Below are 22,742 nucleotides of genomic sequence, written 5' to 3'. Positions count from 1 at the left end.
TTAACTATTAAAGTTAACGACAGGTTAACAATTAGCAAACGGGACAATAATCCGAGAAAGGGGATAACAATGAACCAGTTTGAAACCCTGCGCCAGGATCTGCACGAGAACTACGGCCACGAGTACACGGCCGCGGAAATCGATGCCAAGCTCGATGAGGTTATTGCCAAGCACACCAAGAAGGCGGAGCTCGATGAATTCGTGCCGCTTTTGGTGGAGCGTGAAGTGCGCGACTACTTCGGTGCTCACCGCCTGCACGTTCGCTTTGCTGCCGGTACCAATAATGCGCTGGCCCAAGCCGCAGCGGAACTGACCCGCAAGCACGCCGGCGAGGCCCTCTTTGTAGATACCGCCGTTGCTCACCCAGAAAACGAAGCGGAAGGCCACCTTGCCCACGTCATGAACGAGCGCGGCATGGGCGAGGCCCCGAATAAGTACCTCGACGAGGTGCGCACGGTAGCGATGCCGGATTACATCGTGTTCTTGGGCCGCGAGGTAGAGCGCGATGAGGCGGGCAAGGACATCAAGATTTGGGATATTCCTGCTGCGGATACAGTGGAGGAGGCGCGCGAATTGGCTGATGACCTCGAAGCTCGCGTGCTCTACATGCTCAATAAGCTGGGCATCGATCCGGTGACCGAGCCGGTCAACGCCTAGAAGCGATACGGGTTGGGCAGCTGGGAGGAGACGTTATTATTAGCCACCCAGAAGCCCGCAAACCTATAGGGCATGTAGTGCGTGCCCATACCGGGGCGCCATTCCGGCGTGCCCAACAGTGGGGGAGTTTTGCGGTCGCGCTGCGGATATAGCCGTTCTGGCAGCGCGCCCACCATGGGGTGGTAGTCCTCGAGGACGCGAGCGAAGGCGGAATCGAAGTCTTCCCGCGACAAATCCTGGGACAGGTCATTAATGCGCTGCGTTATCTGGCGCAAGCTGGCGTTGTCGGGCTGGCGGGAGAGGGCCGCTTGGGCGTCGCCAAGCAGCCATTGCACCTCGCCTGCACGCACCGCGGTATCGCCGGCGCAGAAATTTTCCAGGGAATCTATCTGTGCTGCGGCCGTATTGATTTGCTTGAGCGCTTTGTATGCCTCCTTGATGGAAGCAGCGTGCAGGGAATAGTCCTGGATGTTCTCCAGCGCCTTGAGCGTCGGCCGCGCATCGGTGTACTGATTGACCAGAGAGCGCCACTGTACCTTTAGGTAGTCGCCCGCCAAAGGGGAATGCAGGGCGTCAATCCGTGCCTCCGTGTGTCTAATGAGCTCCTCGGCCCCGTCGCGAGCGCCCTTAATATAATCGAAGCGCTTGCGCACTCGGGCGCGGCGGATGAACAAGTAAGTAATGAGGCCAACCGCACCAAGGACCACGATCGCTAACGTAGCAGCAATGAACACGGACCACGTGGGCACATTCTGCGTATATTGCCGGCGCACGGTGGTGTCTGCGGCGGCGCGCGTCGCCAGGATCATGCCGACGGTATAGTCATCGTCCGCCAGCGCCGGCCGCATTTGGTCCAATATGCCGTCTACGCGGCCCTCGTCATAAATTTTGATGTCCTGGCACACCTCTGTGCCACAGTGCACGGCCATACTATTGGGCTCAAAACCTACCGCGATGACGAGCACATTTTTCTGTAGCCCACTTCCATTGATGAAATGCGGATGCTCGCGTTCCAAGTCATGGAATAGAGTCCGGGAAAAATCCTCGCCTGAATTCGGATACGTAGCGTAGAGAACCTCGTGCACGGAATCCGGCAAATGCATGGACTGTGCTTGCGATTTGATGGCGTCTTCGTCCGAATTGCTGAGGATTTGGGCGTGGTCCAGAAACTCCACCGCGGGCTTTTCCTCTGCGATAGCGGCGGGCGCGCTGGCTACAGTGAGAAGACCTACTGCTGCCGCGCAAGGAACCCATCTCATGATGTTCCATCATACGGGCTCCGCGTGTAAACCGTAGTACTTATGCAAAAGCAACTACGCTAAATCGCTGACTACTGTTTATACCGTTTGGAGAATCGAAGCTATCGTGACTGCCAACAACACCCAGGCCCATGAGCCCCTGCAGCGCATCCTGCTGCCTAAGCGCGGCGAGCCCTTTGATGTGCGGATGCTCTACCTCATCGAGGCCGAGCAAAACCGTGAACGCCTTAGCTGGTTTGACCGCACTTCCGTAACCATCCCTGCCGGCGAGGAAGCCTCTTTTGAGACCTACTTCAATGCCTTCCCGGCTTCTTATTGGCGCCGTTGGTCGCAGCTGCGCTCCGTCATTCTCAGCCTAGACATTGAGGGCCAGGCAAATATTTCCCTCTACCGCTCCAAGCAGGATGGCCAGCGCATTTCCGTGGCCAACCACCTGGTAGGCACCGGCCACCACGAGTTTGAGCTGCCGCTTAAGAACTTCGAGGACGGCGGCTGGCTGTGGTTCGATATCACCGCCGAGCAGGAAACCACGCTTGCCGACGCCGCCTGGTGCTCCCCCCATGCCCCCGGCCCGCAGCTGCTGCCGGACGGCACCGAACAGCCGGCGCAGGACAAGCGCGTGGCGGTTGGCATCCCCACCTTTAACCGCCCGACCGATGCCGTGGCAGCGCTCAAGGCGCTGGCCGAGGACCCGGTGGTAGATGAGATCATCGACTTCGTCCTCATGCCGGACCAAGGCAACCAGCACCCGGCCGATGAGCCGGGGTACGACGAGGCGGTGGCCCACTTTGGCGACCGCTTCCGCGAGTTCCGCCAGGGCAACCTGGGCGGCTCCGGCGGCTACTCCCGCATCATGTACGAGGCGCTGGAAAATACCGATTCGCCCTTCATCCTGTACATGGACGATGACATCGCCATCGAACCGGACTCCGTGCTGCGTGCGGTTCAGGCGGCCCGCTACGCGGCCAAGCCCATCATCGTCGGCGGCCAGATGCTCAATCTGCAGGAGCGCTCCCAGCTGCGCACTACCGGCGAGCAGGTTAACCGTGCCGATTTCATGTGGGGCGCGGCGCCGCACGCCGTCTACGACCACGACTTTGCCAAGTACCCGCTGCGCGCCATCGGCACCCGCGAAACCCACCTGGATCCCAAGAAGTATGATTCCCGCGCGCTGCACCGCCGCGTTGACGTGGAATACAACGGCTGGTGGATGTGCCTCTTCCCGCGCATCGTGGCAGAAACCAACGGCCAGCCGCTGCCGCTCTTCATCAAGTGGGACGATACCGAGTACTCCCTGCGCGCTGCGCGCAACGGATTCCCCACGGTGACCTGGCCGGGCGCCGCTATCTGGCACATGGCCTGGGCCGACAAGGACGATGCCATTGACTGGCAGGCCTACTTCCACCTGCGCAACCGCCTCATCGTTGCCGCGATGTACCACGAGGGACCGGCCAAGGGCATTACCAAGTCCATCTTTAAGTCCACCCTCAAGCACACCATGTGCATGGAATACTCCACCATGGCCATCCAAATTGAGGCCATGCGGGACTTCCTGGCCGGGCCAGACCATCTCTTCGACATCCTGGAGTCTTCGCTGCCGCGCATCGCACAGATCCGCAAGAACTACTCCGATGCCGTGATCCTGGAATCCGCCGATGAGCTCCCGGCTCCCACCGGCGCGCCGGGCGTGCCCACCCGCAATATCGGCGGCCGCCTGGCCAAGATTAAGAAGATCCCGTGGGCCATCAAGGGCCTCAAGCACCTCGTCAGCAAGGAAGACGCTGCGCACCATGAGGCGCCGCAGCTCAACCTCACCCCGGACGAGGCCCGCTGGTTCACCTTGTCCCGCGTAGATTCGGCCACTGTGTCCACCGCGGGTGGCACCGGCGTGGCCTTCCGCAAGCGTGATCGCGACCTAGCCAAGGACCTCGTGACCCAGACCCGCGAACTGCTGAAGGAAATCGAGGAGAACTTCGACGACCTGCGCGCCGAATACCGCGCGGCACAGCCGGAGCTGACTTCGCGCGAGTCCTGGAAGAAGGTCTTCGATGCCCAATAAGCTTTCCGTAGCAGAATCGCGCGTCCTCGAATCCATCCAGGGTGCAGCCTTCGACGTGCCCGGCGTGCTGCCCACCGCACGAGGGCTTAGTCACTGGGGCGAGCATGCCTTGGGCTGGATGGGCAGCGCTGCGGTAGGGGCGGGCATCGACAAGCGCCGCCGCGAAGGCTGGATCCGTGTTGGAGCCGCCGCCTTCCTCGCGCACGCCGCCAGCGTGGTACTCAAGCGCATCGTGCGCCGCAAGCGCCCGGATTATCCGTACGTGCGCGTGGGGGTAAAGACCCCCTCCAAGTTGTCTTTCCCCAGCTCGCACGCGACTTCGACCACCGCATTCCTGGTGGCGGTAAGCCGCCTTACCGACCGCAAGGCGCCCCTTTTCGGCGTGCCGGTAATGATGGCGTCGCGTATGGTGCTCGGAGTGCACTACCCAACAGATACGGCCGTGGGTGCGGCCATCGGCGCTGCTACCGCGGAGGTCGTGATGAAAGGAATGAAGCATGAGTGATGATGGAAACCAGCACTTTTTCCATTCGGAACCGCACACCTCCGGCGTAGATACCGGCCGCAAGCGCAAGCCGCCGAAGAATCTTGCCGATGGCATGATTAAGGCCCTGCGCCCCAAGCAGTGGGTCAAAAACGTCCTGGTGCTGGCCGCCCCCGCCGCGGCCGGCGCCGATGCGTTATTCCACGGCCGCGTGCTTCTCGACGTCCTCTTGGCCTTCGTCGTCTTTTGCCTCGGCGCTTCCTCCATCTACCTGATTAACGATGCGAAGGACTGGCGCGAGGACCAAGAGCATCCGACCAAGCGCTTCCGCCCGATTGCCTCGGGCGTGCTGCCGATTAAGCTCGCCTATGTCATGGCCGTAGTGCTCATCGTCCTGTCCATCGGCCTGTCTTTCCTTGCCACCGCCGGCCCGCAGCTGGCTATCGTGATGGCGATTTATATCGCGTTGCAGTTGGGCTATTGCTTTGGCTGGAAGCATATGCCGGTGATCGATATTGCGCTGGTGTCCTCCGGCTTCATGCTGCGCACTATGGCCGGTGGCGTAGCCGCAGGCATCGAGCTCTCCCAGTGGTTCCTGCTGGTGGCGGCCTTCGGTTCGCTGTTTATGGCCTCCGGCAAGCGCTACTCGGAGATCCTGTTGGTAGAACAGACCGGCGCGAAAATCCGCAAGTCCTTGGAGGGGTATACGCCCACCTACCTGCGCTTCGTGTGGACCCTAGCCGCCACCGCTGTGGTCATCTGCTACACCTTGTGGGGCTTCGAACTCGCAAATGACGCCCAGACCGGTGGCGTGTGGTACCAGATTTCCATGGTGCCGTTTACCATCGCCATCCTCCGCTATGCGGCCGATGTGGACCGCGGCCAGGGCGGCGCACCGGACGAGATTGCACTGGAGGACCGCACTTTGCAGGTTCTCGCCTTGGCTTGGCTCGCCTGCATTGCCATGGCGGTTTATATCATGCCGTTGTTCTAGACACAGCGGAATCGATATAGAAATTTTCTGCGGGGCTGATAAACTTTCTCCCCGTGCTTAACATCGATCACAAGAGTATCGCCCGCTGGAGTACCCCAGCGGTCATTCTTGTGATCGGTGTTTTATCTTTCTGGGGCGGCTTCGCTCGCCGCTGGATTTCCGATGACGGCCTCATCGTCCTGCGTACCGTGCGCAATCTCGAAGCTGGAAACGGACCCGTATTCAATATGGGCGAGCGCGTGGAGGCCAATACTTCCACGCTATGGCAGTATCTCATCTTCCTCGTGCGCTGGGTCTCCCACGCAAACCTGGAAGGCATCGCCATTTACTTGGGCCTCTTCTTGGCGGTAGCGGCAATGGTTGTCGGCACGGGGGCGTCGGCAAGCATGCGCTCTGGCGCCGTCCTTCCGGCCGGCGCACTTGTGTATTTGGCCCTGCCACCGGCCCGGGACTTCTTTACTTCCGGGCTGGAATGGGGCCTGTGCATCTTCTACCTTGCGGTGCTGTGGTGGCTGCTGCTGCGGTGGTCGCGCCCGCGCCGTCACTCCGGGAGCAATAGCGACGCCTATTGGCTCGCCTTCTGGGCCGGACTGTCCTGGCTGGTGCGCCCAGAGCTCGCCCTGTACGGCGGCCTGGTGGGAATCGTGCTGCTCGTATCCCACCGCTGGTGGAAGATTCTTGCCGCCGCAGTGCCGCTGCCGTTGGCCTATGAGATTTTCCGCATGGGTTACTACGGCCTGCTGACCCCGCACACGGCCGTGGCCAAGTCCGCGGCGGGTTCCGAATGGAGCAAGGGCTTTAGCTACTTAGCTGATTTCGCCGGCCCGTACTGGCTCTTCCTGCCGCTTGTCGTGCTTGCCATTGCGGGTCTGTGGAAGGCGGACCTGCGCCCCACGGCTCTGCGATCCACCGCCACTGCCACGTATCTTTTTGTGGGCGCGGCGCTCATCCATACGCTTTACGTCTTGCGTGTGGGTGGAGACTTTATGCACGGCCGCATGCTGCTGCTACCACTTTTTGCGCTTCTGCTTCCGATTTTTGTCGTTAGCGTACGCATGTGGATCGTCTCCGTCCTCTGCGCGGTGTGGGCGCTGGTTATCGTTCTGCGCGGCCATCCGGTGGATCGCAGCATCTATGCGGATGAAATTTCCATCGTGGACGAGCGCGATTTCTGGACCTATGCCACCCAGCGCCAGGATCCTCCTATGCGGGCCGAAGAATTCCTTGGCGCCAAGTTTATGGAGGACTACCAGGAGGGAATCGACGAGCTAGAGGCCGGCGACGCGATGACCTTCCGCTATATCAAGGGCGAAGATAGGTTCTCGTGGACGGCCACGCCTGCAGACCCTTCGCGCACCGATCCGCCGACCGTTTACCTGCTCAATTTGGGCCTGTCTTCCATGAATGCGCCGCTGGATATTCGCGTGCTGGATAATATCGGCCTCAGCAACCCTTTGGCGGCGCGCCAGCCGCGCATCGAGGGCGGGCGCATTGGGCACGACAAGAGCTTGGATATGTCGTGGCAGGTGGCAGATTCCGCGGCCGATATCGACGAGATACCGGCGTGGATTGATAAGTACGAGGCAGCCAAGGCTCGCGCCGCGCTTGCCGACGCCGATTTTCAGAAACTCTTCGCCACATACAGGGAACCCCTAACTTGGGACCGTTTCTGGAAAAATATTAAATTCTCCCTGACCGACGGCCGGACCCTCACTTTTTCTGCTAATCCCTCTGACTACCTGCGTTAATCCCTTTAAATGCAGACTTTAGGGGGAACCTAAGTTACACTATTCTGTGACATTGTTATCGATCCGTGACGTTAACGGTATACAGGTTCCGGACGATAGAACTTAGTGACAATCACCGAGTAGTTTGAAGGAGAAAGATGACTGCATCCATCAAGGGTCGCGTCCTTTCAGTCATCATGGCAGTTGCCGTAGCTTTGGGCCTGGCCGTCGTGGCGGGTTCCCAGCCGGCAGAGGCAGCCAACCGCGACTGGCTGCGCCGTGACGCCACTGGTACGTGTGAGTGGGACAAGGTCGGCTGGTGGGTCCAGCGTTGCGACGTATGGTCCCAGGCTATGGGCCGCACCATCCCGGTGCAGGTTCAGCCGGCAAAGCGCGGCGGCAATGCTGCCCTCTACCTGCTGGATGGCCTGCGTGCCACCGAGCGCACAAACGCATGGGTAAATGACGTTAATGCTGCCAAGACCTACGAGCCGCACAACATCACCCTCGCTATGCCCGTCGGTGGTGCTGCTTCCTTCTACGCTGACTGGCAGGGGCCTGCTACCTACGACCTGGAAAATCCGGTCAACTACAAGTGGGAGACCTTCCTGACCAGCGAGCTTCCTGGCTACTTGGAGCGCAACTTCGGTGTTGCCCGCAACAATAACTCCATTGCTGGCCTGTCCATGGGCGCTGGTGCTGCTCTGACCCTCGCCGCAAAGCACCCGAACCAGTTCCGTCAGGCGCTGTCCTACTCCGGCTTCCTGACCACCACGGTCCCGGGCGCTCAGACCATGATGCGCTTTGCCATGCTGGATGCGGGCGGATTCAACATCAACGCTATGTACGGTTCCCTGTTTAACCCGAAGCGTTTCCAGAACGATCCGCTGCTGCTTATTCCGAAGTTGCGCAATACCAACCTGTATATCTCCGCCGCTTCCGGCGTTCCAGGTGCTGGCGATGGTCACTACCTGCCGGAGCACCAGGCCGCCGGTGCTGCACTCGAGTTCGGCTCCAATATCACCACCCGCGTGTGGGAGGGCGCCGCTCGCCTGCAAGGCCTGAACCCGACCGTGGACTACCCGGCCCAGGGCCTGCACAACTGGGAGCAGTTCGGCTACCAGCTCAACCGCTCTAAGCCACAGGTGCTTAACGTCATGAACGCTTGGTAATTCTTGCGGCCGAATCCCCTTTCTTAAGGAAAGGGGATTTTCTTTTGCGACGAGTGTCGAACAAAGATGCGTCTAACTATTGCGGGTGTCGCGGCGTTGCGTTAATCTAGGGGCGTTAGTTCGATTGGGTGTGCGAAATTTTTCAGAGGGGGAGCTTTCGTGACTACTGCTACCGCACCACCAAAACAGGCGTATTTTTCTACCAATGACATGGAGGACACCGTGTGTGTCATGGCCATGGTGCAAAGAATTCAATCATGGCAACTGTTCCAGGCAGTGCTGCCACAGTTAGAAGACGACGTTGATTGCACACTGGCCGTATTGTCCAAGAGGCTCGGTCTTTCGCGATGGCGGGTATCAAGTGCGATCCAAGCCCACTTTCGGATGCGCGAACTGCCGCTTACTACCGCGGTACAAACGGAACACTGGATTTTGGACCTTCCGCGACTCCAAGTCATTGACGTGGAATTGCGCCCCCTCGGCGAGGGCGAAGCGCAGATCCAACTGGTTGATGCGGCCTTGGCAGATTTCCTCACGCCCAAAGACCCAGGACAGCATGTGCCGACGGAACCGGAAATCCGAAATTTCCTGCGCGGATTCATTGATGGGCTGCTGAAGCCAGATTTGTCGGCGCAAATCGAGCGTGCAGTGTCGGTGTCCTATTCGGGTGGACAGGCCACGATCGTGTTGAAGACAGATAAGGCCACAGCGGCGGCGATCTCCAGGCATGTTGATAAAGCGGCAGCACAAGACGGGGTGGCAAAGGCGGAGGCACTGGAAAACCTGATCTTTAACCGCACTAGTACCAAAGTGGTAATTAACACCTATCGCACCGGCGAGGATCCTTCCCGCGTCTTTATTCCTAGCGCAGGATGGTGCGACCTGGGGGAGGACTTAGCACATGACTCTGCAGTGCGAACTCTAACCGCCAAGGACGTCGAAAAGTATGTTCCCTCAGAAGAAATACGTGCCTGGGCGCAGGGACGGGATGCGACCTGCCGGTGGCCCGGGTGTTCAATGCCAGCGCACTATTGTCAACTGGATCACCGAGTGGAGTACGGCGACAAAGGGCCTACCAGTGTGGGAAATCTGGTGAGCCTGTGCCAGCATCACCATAACGTGAAGACGGATGGTCGGGTGCGATACATCATGGACCCGTTTACCGGAGATATTGTCTGGATGTTTGAGGATGGTACTTACGAAGTGGACCGAGCGGCAGGTCCTCTCGCACCCCGGAATATTCATTGGAAGCTGACGTGGGAGCGATTCCTCAAGCTTAGGAGGGGATCATTGCAAGGCTTGTGAGTTGGGACTATACAGGGGCGCATGTTCGCTATTGAGAATCCAAACACAGGCAAGAGTGAAGACCAGTTTGAACGTATCGATGATTCGCAGCGCGATGACATCCTAGACCGCTCCACCGCGGCCTACGATGCATGGCGGACCACTCGCATCGAGGAGCGTGCTGCGGTTTTGTCCCGCGCGGCTGATCTTTATGAAGAGCGCATTGATGAGTTAGCCGATCATATCGGCCGCGAGATGGGCAAGCTGACCCGTTGGGCCAAGGCCGAGGTACAGATTGTTGCCGATATTTACCGCTATTACTCCGAGCACGCGCACGAGCTGCTTGCCGACGAGTACCTGCCGGCGCAGAATGCCGACAAGACCGTAGTGCGCAAGGAGCCGATCGGTCCACTGCTGGGCATCATGCCGTGGAACTTCCCGTACTACCAGGTAGCCCGCTTCGCGGCGCCTAACCTGCTGTTGGGTAACACCATTGTGCTCAAGCACGCTTCTATTTGCCCGCTGTCTTCCCAGGCATGCCAGGACATCCTGGAAGAGGCTGGTCTGCCGAAGGACGCGTACATCAACATCTACGCTTCCGGTTCCCAGATGGATGCCTTTGTAGCGGACAAGCGCATCAAGGGTGTTTCGCTGACCGGCTCGGAGGGCGCGGGTGCTGCCGTGGCCAAGACTGCTGGCGAAAATTACAAGAAGTCCGTGCTGGAGCTGGGCGGCAACGACCCGTTCCTGATTATTGATGATGAGAACTTGGAGTGGGTACTGGATCAGTACAGCCTGATCCGCATGTACAACACCGGCCAGGCCTGCAACGCGCCAAAACGCCTCATTGTTCTGGAGGACTTCTACGACCGCACCGTGGAGTACCTGGAGAAGAAGATTGGGGACATGAAGGTCGGCACTTATGACGACGAGAATGCCGACATTGGTCCGCTGTCCTCCATCGGTGCTCGCGATGAGATTGTGGAGCGCCTGGAAAAGGCCGCGGCCAATGGTGACGCCAAGATTCGCGTAGGCGGCAAGAAGATTGACCGCGAGGGCGCCTACATGGAGCCTGCACTGCTTACCGACGTCGACCCATCCACCGACGTAGGCTGCAACGAGATCTTCGGCCCTGTGGCTATTGTCTACAAGGCCAAGGATGTTGAAGAGGCTATCGAGATTGCCAATAACTCGGAGTATGGTCTGTCCAGCTCCGTGTGGGGTACCGACCTGGATGCCGCATTCGAGGTAGCAAACCAGCTCAACGATGGCATGACGTTTGTCAACGAGGCGTCGGTAACCGCAGCAGGCCTGCCATTCGGTGGCGTGAACCGCTCCGGCTACGGCCGGGAGCTGGCGCGCTGGGGCGTCGGCGAGTTTGTTAACGAGCACCTGTACCGCGTCAGCGGACAGGATAACCCGGGTAACTCCCCGGCAATGTAGCGGCGTGTCAGTCTAGCGTAAGTCTCAAGTTCAACTTAAACTTGAGCACACGATAGACAGCTCACGCCGCAGGCATCGGTCCGGGGGAGGGGAACCCTCGGAAAGGTACCGCGGCAAATCTTCAAGGACGTTTACCTATGCGCAAAAGCACTTCCCCGAGCAAAGCTCGCAAGGGCCTTGCAGTGGCCGCAGTACCTACCGCTATTGCCGTGGGTTTGGCTCTGCTGCCAAACGCCACCGCACAATCTTCCGTAGGCGATCTCTCTTCCGCCATCGGCGGCGATTCCAGCCTGTCCGATCACTTCGCACCGAAGGATCCGCCCGCCCGCACTCCGTTGAACACCGAATACCCGGATGTTAAGGGTCTGCCGGAGGGCGTGAAGATCAACCGTGTGGAGTACCTGACCAACCGCCACCTGATGGTCTACATCAAGTCCGCGGCTATGCCGGACAAAGAGCAGAAGGTACAAATCCAGCTTGCTCGTGACTGGTACTCCCACCCGGAAAAGAAGTTCCCAGAGGTATGGGCGCTCGACGGCCTACGTGCGCGTGACGATGAGTCCGGCTGGACCATCGAGACCAATATTTTGAACCAGTACGCTGACCGTAACGTCAACCTAGTTATGCCGGTAGGCGGCGAATCTTCCTTCTACTCGGACTGGGAGCAGGCAGACCGCGGTAAGCGCTACATGTGGGAGACCTTCCTGACCAAGGAATTGATCCCTATTTTGGACAATGAGTACCGCTCGAACCACAAGCGTGCGGTCACCGGCCTGTCCATGGGCGGCACCGCCGCGATGAACTTGGCTGAGCGCAACCCACACCTGTTTAACTTCGTGGGTTCCTTCTCCGGTTACCTGGACACCACTACGCGCGGCATGCCGGAAGCCATTATGGCTGCGCAGCGCGATGCCGGCGGTTATGATTCCCGCAAGATGTGGGGCGAGCCAGGTTCTCAAAACTGGATCGACCACGATCCGAAGCTGGGCATTGAAAACCTGAAGGACATGAAGGTCTATGTCTCTGCAGGTTCGGGCAAGGATGACTTTGGTAACGCCAACTCCGTGGCCAAGGGTCAAGCAAACCTCGCCGGCATGGGCTTGGAGGTCATTTCCCGCATGTCCACCCAAACCTATGTGGACTACGCAAAGCGCGCCAAGATTAACCCTGTGATTAAGTTCCGCCCATCCGGCGTGCACAGCTGGGAATACTGGCAGTTTGAGATGCAGCAGGCATGGCCCTACATCGCAGATGCCCTCGAGATGGACACGGCTGATCGCGGTGCGGACTGTGAGGTTATCGGTGCCATCGCCAAGGAAACCAAGAGCGGCGTCATTGGCTCTTGCTTGAATAACGAGTACGACGTCGCCAAGAAGGGCAAGGCCCAGGACTTCGAGTCTGGTACCGCTTACTGGTCCCCGGATACCGGTGCGCACGCCCTCTTCGGCCGCATTGGTGCCCGCTACGCCGAGATCGGCGGACCTACCTCCTGGCTGGGCTTCCCTAAGACTGGCGAGTCTAAGACCCCGGACGGCAAGGGCCGCTTCGTGCACTTCGAGCACGGCTCCATCTACTGGTCCCCGGAGACCGGCGCGTGGGAGATTACCGGTGATATGTTCCAGGCTTGGGGCAAGAACGGCTACGAAAAGGGCGACCTGAAGTACCCGACCGGCTCGGTTAAGAAGGTCGGCGAGGGCTACATGCAGGAATTCCAGGATGGCATCCTGACCCGTAATCCGGATGGCTCCAACCAGGTAGTCCACGGTGCTATCGGCGCCAAGTACAAGGACATGGGCGGCGCTGAATCTGCGCTCGGCTTCCCGACGTCCGGTGAGAACGCCGTCAACGGCGGCTTCTTCCAGACCTTTGAGAAGGGCAGCATCTACTGGTCCCCGAAGACTGGTGCGCACTACATCTTGAAGAGCAAGATCATGGACCGCTGGGGCCAGGCTGGCTGGGAGCAGGGCGAGTTCGGCTGGCCTACTTCTGACTATTCCGAGATTGCCGCTGGCGGCCTGAGCCAGGAATTCCAGCACGGCAAGATCAGCGAGGTCCTCGGCCAGGTTCGGACCGAGAAGAAGTAGCTATGCGCAAGCTAGTAGTTGTGGGCGCGGCGCTGTGCTTGGGTCTTGCGGGCTGCGATTCCGCCACGGTGGATAGCGAACCGCCGCAAGAGACCGAGGTCGCGCCCCTCGAGCGGGAGTCCGAGGCCCCTTCCTCTTCTTCGGAGAGTGCCACCTCTAAGTCGCAAGAAGACCGCGGTGCGCGCGAGATCTCTGAAATCCCGTCCGCTGAGGTGCCGGAACAGGACGCCAAGTACTTGGACAAGCTCAAGGACGCCGGCGTTAACGTCGATGGCGTAGAGGATCAGCTTCTCGGAGCTGGCAAAGCGGCCTGCGACGAGAATGAGGTCACCATTTCTGCGGTTGCCGGCCAGCTCATCGAGCAGCAGCGCACCACGCAGAGTTTTGAGGAGCTTTCCCAGCTCATCAAAGATTCCGCACGTTCAGGGATTTGCTAGGTTTACCTGGTACAACTAATCCATGCGAAAAACTATTACCGTTGTCGCGGCCCTCGTCGTTTTAGCTGTCATCGGCGTGGGCGCGTCGCGTTACTTCAACCAAGGCACTGATTCCCCGGCTCCGCATACCTCGGAGCAGGCTGCGCCGCCGCAACCGCAGCAGCCCGAGTGGTGCCCCCGTGTGGAGTTCATTTCTGCCCCGGGTACCTGGGAGTCCGCGGCTGACGATGACCCCATTAATCCTTCTGCGAACCCGCGCTCGTTCATGTTGTCTATTACGAAGCCGCTGCAGGAAGCCTACGGGGACGACGTGAAGGTCTGGACCCTTCCTTATACCGCGCAATTCAAAAATATTAATGCGCAACATGAGATGAGTTACGACGATTCCCGCAATGAGGGAACCGCCAAGATGAATGACGAGCTGCGTAGCGTTCACCAAAGCTGCCCAGCTACCAAGTTCATTGTGAGCGGCTTTTCTCAGGGTGCCGTGATTGCTGGCGACGTTGCCGATGAGATTGGTGGCGGCCAGGGCGTGGTCCCGGCGGAAAACATCGCAGGCGTGGCCCTTATCGCTGACGGCCGCCGCCAAAATGGCGTCGGGCAAAACCCAGGCCGCAAGGTGGGCGGCGTGGGTGCTGAAATTGCCCTTCAGCCGGTATCCGGATTGGTTCAGCCCATCGTGCCGGGGGCTTCCATGCGTGGTGCGCGCCAGAATGGGTTCGGTAGCCTCGCGGATCGCACTTTCCAGATTTGTGCGCCCAATGATTCGGTGTGTGATGCCCCGCCAAACGTGACTAATGCGCTAGAGCGCGCGCAGGGTTTGATTGCCGCGAATGGCGTGCATGCGCAGTACGCCTCTAATAGTGGCGTTATCGATGGCACGACTGCCAACCAGTGGGTAGTGGGCTGGGCCCGCCAGCTTATCGACGCCGCGTAACAACCATTCCCCCAACTCCGATAGTTTTATTACCGAAACCATTTACCTAAGGAGAATCGATGGATCTAAAAGCGCAGATGGGGCAGTTCTTAGCGCCCGAGTTCACCTTGGCCCAGTTGGCAGAGAAGCTCTTCCAAGCGGAGACCGAACCAGACCGCGTGGTGATGCGCCAGTGGATCTACGGTGAGGAAGAAACCTGCCGGGAGCTCACCCGCGCACAGGTCAATAACCGCATCAAGGTGGTGGCGGCGCGCCTGCAGCAGGTGGCAGAGCCTGGTACCCGCGTGGCTATCTTGGCTGGTAATTCACCAGAATACGTATTCGGCTTCTTGGGCGCTCTATATGCGGGCATGGTGCCGATTCCGCTATATGACCCCAACGAACCGGGGCACTCGGAACACCTCAAGGCCGTATTTGGTGACTGTGAACCGTCCATCGTGGTGACTAACCGCGTATCGGCGGCGGCAGTGCGCACGTACTTTTCCGCTCAACGCGAGCGCCCGCGCATCATTTCCCTCGACGCCCTTCCTGATTCTTTGGCTTCCTCCTGGACTCCTGTGGAGGGAACCGCAGAAGACACTGCCTTCCTGCAGTACACTTCCGGTTCCACCCGCACCCCGGCCGGCGTGGAGCTCACCAATCGCGCGATTATTACCAACGTGGCGCAGATCTTCCAGGCACTGCAGCTGCAGATGCCTGCCCGCATCGTTTCTTGGCTGCCGATGCACCACGATATGGGCATCATCCTTGCCGTATTCGTCACCATTTTGGGCCTCGACTTCGAGATGATGACCCCGCGCGATTTCATCCAGCACCCGGATCGCTGGGTCCGGCGCCTCACCGCGGGCAAGCAGGCCACCTATGCCGCCATCCCGAACTTTGCCTTGGAACTCGCCGCTCGCCATGCCAAGGATGCAGATTTCTCGCACGTGGGCGGCATCATTATCGGTTCCGAGCCGGTGACCGAATCGGCCGTGGACTCCTTCCTCGAAGCCTTCAGCGTGGACCGTTCCGTACTGCGCCCGTCCTATGGTCTGGCAGAAGCGGCGCTTATTGTGTCTACCCCGCAAACTGACAAGCGCCCGGTCATCTCGCACTTTAACCGCGCGGAGCTAGCCGCAGGTCGTGCCGTCATCGAGGAGAAATCCGATGACACCGTCGCTTACGCCTCCAATGGACAGTGCGTTCCGCACCAGCACCTCGCCATTGTGGATCCGGAAACGCGCGCCGAGGTAAAGGACGGCGTTATCGGAGAAATCTGGGTCCACGGTCCCAACATGGCCACCGGCTACCTCAACCGCCCAGAGGAAACCGCTGCGACCTTCCGCAATACCCTGGGTGAGCGTCAACAGGATGGCCTGCCGGAAGACGATTACTGGATGGCCACCGGAGACTTGGCGGCCATCGTGGATGGGGAACTGTATATCACCGGCCGCCTGAAGGATCTCATCGTCATTGCTGGACGCAACCATTATCCGCAGGATATTGAGGGCACGGTGCAAGCCGCTTCCACGCAGGTTCGCCCGGATTCCGTTGCTGCCTTCTCCGTGGAAGGCAATGACTCTGAGTCCCTCGTCCTGCTGGTGGAGCGAGCCGATGATGCGCAGCCGTCCGGCGATTCCGAGGCCACCGAGGCCATTCGCACCGCGGTCACTGCCCACCATGGCATCACTCCGGATGACATCGTGTGGAAGGCGCCTGGCGAAATCAACCGCACGTCCTCCGGCAAGATTGCGCGCCGCGTAGCCAAGAAGAATTATGTGGGATTCTGATATATCGCTAACAAAGTGACAAAATATAGCGATATACCCCTACGCCATTTAGTATTTTTCCGTAACGAAAGACCTTTTTATGACCATCGAGCAACTGCGAGCATGGCTGCGTGACTGGGTCGCCCAGGCCACCGGTGTTTCCGCCGAAGAGATCCTAGATTCCAAGCCTTTGGAAAATTATGGCCTCTCCTCGCGGGATGCTGTAGTGCTATCCGGCGAGCTGGAAAACCTTCTGGGCACCCGCCTCGATGCCACCGTGGCATATGAGTATCCCACCATCGAGCTGCTGGCGGACCGCCTGCTGAACGCACCGGCGGCGCTCCAGCCGGAAGAGTACGCCCCGCGGATCGCGCAGGGATCCGACGTTGCGGTCATTGGTCTTTCCGGCCGCTTCCCGGGCGCCAAGAACGCCCAAGAGTTCTGGTCTATGTTGGCGGAATCCCGCGCAGGCACCGGCCCGTTGCCAGTGGGCCGGTGGTCCGAGTACTCCGCCGATCCGGTCATGAGTGAGAAGATCGCTCAGCAGAATACCGATGGCGGTTACCTTGAAGACATCGCCTCCTTTGACGCGGAATTTTTTGGCCTGTCCCCACTTGAGGCCGCCAATATGGATCCCCAGCAGCGCATCCTATTGGAGCTGGTGTGGGAAGCGCTAGAAAACGCCGGTATTCCTGCCAATGAGCTGCGTGGCACGCAGACCGGTGTGTACATGGGCTCGACCAATAATGACTACGGCATGCTCATCGGCGCGGATTCCGCCGAGATGCACCCGTATGCGCTAACTGGCATTTCTTCTGCTGTGGTGGCCAACCGCATTTCCTATGCCTTGGATTTCCGCGGCCCTTCCATCAACGTGGATACGGCTTGCTCCTCCTCCCTCGTGGCGGTGAACCAGGCGATGAAGGATCTGCGCACGGGAAGCGCGGACGTGGCGCTGGCCGGCGGCGTGAATATTCTGGCCGCCCCGCATGCGTCCACGGCGTTCTCGGAGTTGGGCGTTACCTCTCCAACGAGCGCCATTCACGCCTTTTCGGATGACGCCGATGGCATCGTGCGTGCCGACGCCGCCGGCGTCCTCGTGCTCAAGCGCTTGGAGGACGCGGAAGCGGACGGCGACGATATCCTCGCCGTCATCAAGGGCTCGGCCGTCAACTCCGATGGCCACTCCAATGGCCTGACCGCCCCGAACCCGGAGGCACAGGAGGATGTGCTGCGCCGCGCCTATGCTGATGCGGGCGTAAATCCACAGGACGTGGACTATATCGAGGCCCACGGCACCGGCACCATTCTGGGCGATCCGATCGAGGCCTCCGCCCTAGGCCGCGTGCTCGGCGCGGGGCGTGGGGTCGATACTCCTATTTTGCTCGGCTCGGCCAAGACCAATATCGGTCACTCCGAATCCGCCGCGGGTGTGGTAGGCCTCATTAAGGTCATCCAGGCCATGCGCAATGACGTGATTCCGGCCAATATCAATTACTCGGCGCCGAACCGCTATATCGATTTCGAGGCCGAGCATCTCGAGGTAGTCGAGGATCCACGCGAGTGGCCCGAGTACTCCGGCCACAAGGTCGCTGGCGTATCCGGCTTTGGTTTCGGCGGCACCAATGCGCACGTTGTGCTCACCGATTACCGCGGCACCCCGGCCGAACGCGCGCCGCAGCTTTCCACTGAAACGGTCGCATTGCCGGTCTCTGGCCTCTTGCCTTCGCGCCGGGCGCGCGCTGCGGCCCTGTTGGCAGACTTCATTGAAGCGGAAAAGCCCGCGCTTGTCGACGTCGCCCGCACCGTCGCCCGCCGCAACCACTCCCGTTCCCGCGCCGTCGTGACGGCTAGCTCCACCGAGGAAGCGGTCAAGCGCCTGCGCCAGGTAGCTGAGGGCAAGGTTTCCGTTGGCATCGCCGCTGCGGATTCCCCGCAGGTCCCGGGCCCAGTATTTGTTTACTCCGGTTTCGGATCCCAGCACCGCAAGATGGCCAAGGACATGATTGCGCTCTCGCCGCAGTTCAAGGCCCGCTTGGAAGAGCTGGATGCCATCGTGGACTTTGAGTCCGGCTGGTCCATCCTGGATATCGTCAACGACGATGCCCAAACCTATGACACCGAGACCGCTCAGGTGGCCATCACCGCTATCCAGATTGCATTGACGGACTTGCTTGCTTCCTTTGGCGTTCGTCCGGCCGGCGTGATGGGCATGTCCATGGGCGAGATCGCAGCGGCCTATGCCGCAGGCGGCATCTCCGCAGAGGACGCCATGGTCATTGCCTGCCACCGTGCGCGGTTGATGGGTGAGGGTGAGGCGTCGCTAAGCGATGCCGAGCAAGGAGCCATGGCCGTCGTAGAGCTCTCGGCCGAGGACATTGCCGCGCTCGACGGCAATATCGAACCCGCCGTGTATACCGGACCCGGTATGACCACCGTGGGCGGCCCCCGCCAAGAGGTGCTGGACCTGGTGGAAAAGCTCGACGGCGAGGGCAAGTTCGCCCGTGCGCTCAATGTGAAGGCCGCCGGGCATACTTCGGCCGTGGACCCCATCCTGGGCGAGCTGCATGCAGCCATCGCCGGCATGGAAGCCAAGCCGCTGCACACCCCGCTGTTTTCCTCCGTAGATAAGGGCGAGGTTTATCGTCCTGGTACCACCGTGCACGATGAGGATTACTGGCTGCGCATGACCCGCCACTCGGTCTACCTGCAGGATGCCACCGAGGCGGCCTTCAACGCCGGCCACACCCAGCTGGTAGAAATCTCGCCGAACCCGGTAGCGCTGATGGGCCTCATGTCCACCGCCTTCGCCGTGGGCAAGGCCGATGCCCAGCTGCTGTATGCGTTGAAGCGCAAGGTGGAGCCCACCGAGTCCTTGCTGGATCTGCTCAGCAAGCTTTATGTTGCCGGCATGCCGGTAGATTTTGGCGCGGTCTTTGGCTCTGGTGCGCGCGTAGAGGCGCCCTATACCCAGTTCAACCGTCAGCGCTTCTGGACCAACGCGCGTCCGTCGGCCGGCGTATCCGGCCTGCCGGGCGCACGCGTCAACCTGCCAGAGGGAAAGGTGGCCTTCTCTACCAATGCGGACCAGGCACCTTCCGCGCTGGCCATCGTGGAGGCCGCGGCCGAGGCTGTCAAGCCTGGGGCGCGCATCATCGCTACCGAGGAGCATGCCGATCTGCCACCGCGCGGTGAGGTCACCACGGTGGTAAGCCAGTCCATCGGTGGCATGTCCGTGGCCGTCTACGCTGTCCGGGGTGCGCAGACCGAGCTTTTGGCGGAAGGCTTTGCCTCCGCCTTGGACTTGGGCGTGGCGCCCATCCCGGGCGTGGCCGATGTGCCTGAAAGCGAGCCTGCAGCAACCGCAGAAGTTGATGCCGTGCGCTGGGATCCCGCGGAGGAAACCGTGGAAGACCGTCTCGCGCTCATCGTGTCGGAATCCATGGGCTACGACGTCTCTGACCTACCGCGCGAGCTGCCGCTCATTGACTTGGGCCTGGATTCCCTGATGGGCATGCGCATTAAGAACCGCGTGGAAAATGACTTCCAGATTCCGCCGCTGCAGGTGCAGGCGCTTCGCGACGCCTCTTTGGCCGACGTCATTGCCATGGTGGAAGAGGCCGTAGCCGGCGGCAGTGTGGATACCAGCGACATTGCTTCTGCGGACACCCCTGCACCAGAAGAAGACGAACCCGGCCAGGGCGTCGGCGTTGCCCCGCGCGATGCCTCGGAGCGCATGGTCTTTGGCACCTGGGCCACCTTTACCGGTAAGGCAGCTGCGGGCGTTACCTCGGCGCTGCCTGAGGTAAGCGATGAGGTAGCGACCCAGATCGCCGAGCGCCTCACCGAGCGTGCCGGCATCGAGGTCACCGCCCAGCAGGTCCACGAGGCTGAGGCGCTAGAGACTTTGGCCGACCTCGTCCGGGAAGGATTGGAGACCGAGGTAGAAGGCAATATCCGCGTCCTGCGCGAGTCTGATGGTCCTGCCGTATTCATGTTCCACCCAGCTGGCGGCACCACTGTGGTCTACCAGCCACTGACGCGCCGCCTGCCTGAGGACGTCGCAGTCTACGGCGTAGAGCGCATTGAGGGCTCGCTGGAGGAGCGCGCCGAGGCTTATATCGAGGACATCCTGCACTACGCTCGCGGCCGCAAGGTCGTGCTCGGCGGATGGTCCTTCGGTGGCGCGCTGGCCTACGAGGTGGCCTATCAGCTGCATCAGCGCACCCAACGCGGTCAGGATTCGGCGGACGTGGCGTTCATCGCGCTACTGGATACCACCCAGCCGTCGAACCCAGCGCCGGATACCCCGGAAGAAACCCGTGCCCGGTGGGAGCGCTACGCGGCCTTTGCCAAAAAGACCTACGGCCTGGACTTCGAGCCGCCGTACGAGATGCTTGAGACCATGGGCGAAGATGCGCTCATGACCATGCTGGCGGAGTTCCTTGCTACTACCGACGCCTCCGAGCACGGCCTTGCCGCCGGCGTACTGGAGCACCAGCGCGCTTCCTTTGTGGATAACCAGATTCTGGCCAAGATCGACTTCCATCGCTGGGCCGATGTCACCGTGCCGGTTCTGCTTTTCCGTTCCGAGCGCATGCACGACGGTGCGATTGAGCTGGAGCCGCGCTACGCTGAGATTGACCCCGACGGCGGTTGGGGAGTTATCGTTAAGGATCTAGAAATTGTGCAGCTGCAAGGCGATCACCTTGCAGTGCCCGACGAGCCGGCCATCGGCATCGTGGGCAAGCATATGGACGAATGGATCGAGGAGAAGATACGTGGCGGCCAAGCAGACAACCGCTGAGAAACTCGCTGACCTGCGCGAGCGCCTGGATAAGGCGCAGGACCCAGGCAGTGAGCGCTCCCGCAAGCGCCGCGACGAGGCTGGGCGCACCACCCCTCGTCAACGCATCAATGAATTGCTAGATGAGGGTTCCTTCGTCGAAACCGGCTCCTTGGGCAAGACCCCGGGCGACCCTGACGCCATTTATTCTGATGGCGTAGTCACCGGCTATGGCCGCATCTCCGGCCGCCCAGTGTGTATCTACGCTCACGATAAGACCGTCTATGGCGGTTCTGTCGGCGTGACCTTTGGTAAGAAAGTCACCGAGGTCATGGACATGGCCATCAAGATTGGCTGCCCGGTTATCGGTATCCAGGATTCCGGCGGCGCCCGCATCCAGGATGCGGTGACTTCGTTGGCCATGTATTCCGAGATCGCCCGCCGCCAGCTCCCGCTGTCCGGCCGCAGCCCGCAGATTTCCATCATGATGGGCAAGTCCGCCGGTGGCGCCGTCTATGCTCCTGTGACCACGGACTTTGTCATTGCCGTGGATGAGGAAGCAGAAATGTATGTCACCGGCCCGAACGTCATCCGTGAGGTTACCGGTGAGGACATCACCTCCGCCGAGCTGGGCGGTGCTCGCCAGCAGGAGCTCAACGGTAATGTCTCGGCGGTCGTCCCTTCCGAGGACGACGCCTTTGATATGGTCCGCGATCTCCTCGATCACCTGCCGCTGACCTGCTTTGATGAGGCGCCGGAGTTCGCTGCGCCTGCCGACGCCGAAGTGGCCGAAGACGAAGAGCTCAACGCCTTCATGCCGGATGACACCAATGCTGGCTACGACATGATGGACTTGTTGACCCAATTGGGCGATGACGAGGATCTCATTGAGATTCAGGAGAACTTCGCGCCCAATATGATCACCGCTTTCGGTCGCATCGATGGCAAGACCGTTGGCTTTGTGGCCAATAACCCCATGCACCTTGCGGGCTGCATTGATGCCGACGCCGCCGATAAGGGCGCGCGCTTCATCCGCATCTGCGATGCCTACAATATTCCGCTGGTCTTTGTGGTGGATACCCCGGGCTACCTGCCGGGCGTGGAACAGGAAAAGGTGGGACTTATCCACCGCGGCGCCAAGTTCGCCTTCGCCGTGGTGGAAGCCACCGTGCCGAAGGTCTCGCTCATCGTGCGCAAAGCCTACGGCGGTGCCTATGCGGTGATGGGCTCGAAGAACCTGACCGGTGATATCAACCTGGCGTGGCCGACCGCGCAGATCGCCGTGATGGGCGCGGCCGCTGCCGTGGTGATGATCGCCGGTAAGCAGCTCGAGGCCGCCGAGACCCCTGAGCAGCGAGAGATGACCAAGAAGATGTTCATGGACTTCTACGATGAGACCATGACCGCTCCGTATGTTGCGGCCGAGCGCGGCTATCTAGATGCGATGATTCAGCCGAATCAGTCGCGCTTGGCGCTCCGTCAGGCACTGCGCCAACTGGCCACCAAGCAGGAAAGCGATCTGCCGAAGAAGCACACTATTGCGCCGATGTAATGCCTTGTGCTTGGATAGCATATAAAGAGCTAATCCTAGTGAAGGAGTTATCTATGATTCTGTCTAGCGCTGTGGATATCGTCAGCGAACTTATCGGTTTCATCGTTGATATTCTC

At 60.3% G+C, this 22,742-nt stretch carries 15 protein-coding genes; 14 read left to right on the top strand and 1 reads right to left on the bottom strand.

The annotated features are described in order from the left end of the window. Positions 1-69 precede the first annotated feature (69 nt). Positions 70-657 carry a three-helix bundle dimerization domain-containing protein gene (locus QP941_RS06580; RefSeq protein WP_284868449.1) on the top strand — a complete coding sequence of 196 codons (588 nt, stop codon included), beginning with the start codon at positions 70-72 and terminating at the stop codon, positions 655-657. On the opposite strand, the gene QP941_RS06575 is transcribed toward QP941_RS06580, so the two are convergent. Beyond that, positions 654-1,916, bottom strand: a complete 1,263-nt coding sequence (locus QP941_RS06575) for a hypothetical protein (RefSeq protein WP_284868448.1) — start codon at positions 1,914-1,916, stop codon at positions 654-656. The genes QP941_RS06580 and QP941_RS06575 overlap by 4 nt on opposite strands. 106 nt (positions 1,917-2,022) lie before the next feature. Between QP941_RS06575 and QP941_RS06570 the strand changes: the two genes are divergently transcribed. The 13 genes from QP941_RS06570 (at position 2,023) to QP941_RS06510 (ending at position 22,626) form a co-directional block, all read left to right on the top strand. Continuing rightward, positions 2,023-3,975 (top strand): glycosyltransferase, encoded by a 1,953-nt coding sequence (locus QP941_RS06570; RefSeq protein ID WP_284868447.1) that lies wholly within the window; start codon positions 2,023-2,025, stop codon positions 3,973-3,975. After that, positions 3,965-4,480, top strand: coding sequence for a phosphatase PAP2 family protein (locus tag QP941_RS06565; protein WP_284868446.1), 516 nt, complete (start codon positions 3,965-3,967; stop codon positions 4,478-4,480). Before QP941_RS06570 ends, QP941_RS06565 begins: the two co-directional genes overlap by 11 nt. Then, positions 4,473-5,453, top strand: a complete 981-nt coding sequence (locus tag QP941_RS06560; RefSeq protein WP_284868445.1) for a decaprenyl-phosphate phosphoribosyltransferase — start codon at positions 4,473-4,475, stop codon at positions 5,451-5,453. The genes QP941_RS06565 and QP941_RS06560 overlap by 8 nt, the downstream gene beginning before the upstream one ends. Before the next feature lie 53 nt (positions 5,454-5,506). Beyond that, entirely contained in the window at positions 5,507-7,201 is a 1,695-nt protein-coding gene (locus QP941_RS06555) for an arabinofuranosyltransferase AftB family protein (RefSeq protein WP_284868444.1), read from the top strand. Between the two features lie 137 nt (positions 7,202-7,338). Continuing rightward, positions 7,339-8,352 carry an alpha/beta hydrolase gene (locus QP941_RS06550; RefSeq protein ID WP_284868443.1) on the top strand — a complete coding sequence of 338 codons (1,014 nt, stop codon included), beginning with the start codon at positions 7,339-7,341 and terminating at the stop codon, positions 8,350-8,352. A gap of 159 nt (positions 8,353-8,511) precedes the next feature. Then, positions 8,512-9,657: an HNH endonuclease signature motif containing protein gene (locus QP941_RS06545; RefSeq protein ID WP_284868442.1), complete on the top strand. Its 1,146-nt coding sequence runs from the start codon at positions 8,512-8,514 to the stop codon at positions 9,655-9,657. Positions 9,658-9,678: 21 nt separating this feature from the next. After that, positions 9,679-11,079 carry an NAD-dependent succinate-semialdehyde dehydrogenase gene (locus QP941_RS06540; RefSeq protein WP_284868441.1) on the top strand — a complete coding sequence of 467 codons (1,401 nt, stop codon included), beginning with the start codon at positions 9,679-9,681 and terminating at the stop codon, positions 11,077-11,079. A gap of 137 nt (positions 11,080-11,216) precedes the next feature. Continuing rightward, on the top strand, positions 11,217-13,163 hold the full coding sequence (locus QP941_RS06535) for an alpha/beta hydrolase-fold protein (RefSeq protein WP_284868440.1): 1,947 nt from the start codon (positions 11,217-11,219) through the stop codon (positions 13,161-13,163). A gap of 2 nt (positions 13,164-13,165) precedes the next feature. Continuing rightward, positions 13,166-13,600: a hypothetical protein gene (locus QP941_RS06530; RefSeq protein ID WP_284868439.1), complete on the top strand. Its 435-nt coding sequence runs from the start codon at positions 13,166-13,168 to the stop codon at positions 13,598-13,600. A gap of 22 nt (positions 13,601-13,622) precedes the next feature. Continuing rightward, a complete protein-coding gene (locus tag QP941_RS06525; RefSeq protein WP_284868438.1) occupies positions 13,623-14,537 on the top strand; it encodes a cutinase family protein in 915 nt (304 codons plus the stop codon). 59 nt (positions 14,538-14,596) lie between these two features. Further along, the gene (locus QP941_RS06520; protein ID WP_284868437.1) at positions 14,597-16,309 is read left to right on the top strand and encodes an AMP-binding protein; all 1,713 of its coding nucleotides are present in this window, start codon (positions 14,597-14,599) and stop codon (positions 16,307-16,309) included. A gap of 79 nt (positions 16,310-16,388) precedes the next feature. Next, positions 16,389-21,095, top strand: coding sequence for a type I polyketide synthase (locus QP941_RS06515; protein WP_284868436.1), 4,707 nt, complete (start codon positions 16,389-16,391; stop codon positions 21,093-21,095). Next, on the top strand, positions 21,070-22,626 hold the full coding sequence (locus tag QP941_RS06510) for an acyl-CoA carboxylase subunit beta (RefSeq protein WP_049377556.1): 1,557 nt from the start codon (positions 21,070-21,072) through the stop codon (positions 22,624-22,626). The genes QP941_RS06515 and QP941_RS06510 overlap by 26 nt, the downstream gene beginning before the upstream one ends. Positions 22,627-22,742: the final 116 nt, after the last annotated feature.

Source organism: Corynebacterium sp. MSK150 (assembly GCF_030229215.1).
Classification (GTDB): Bacteria; Actinomycetota; Actinomycetes; order Mycobacteriales; family Mycobacteriaceae; genus Corynebacterium.
Note: the sequence above shows the minus strand (reverse complement) of the source record. Positions and strands in the feature narration are given on the sequence as shown.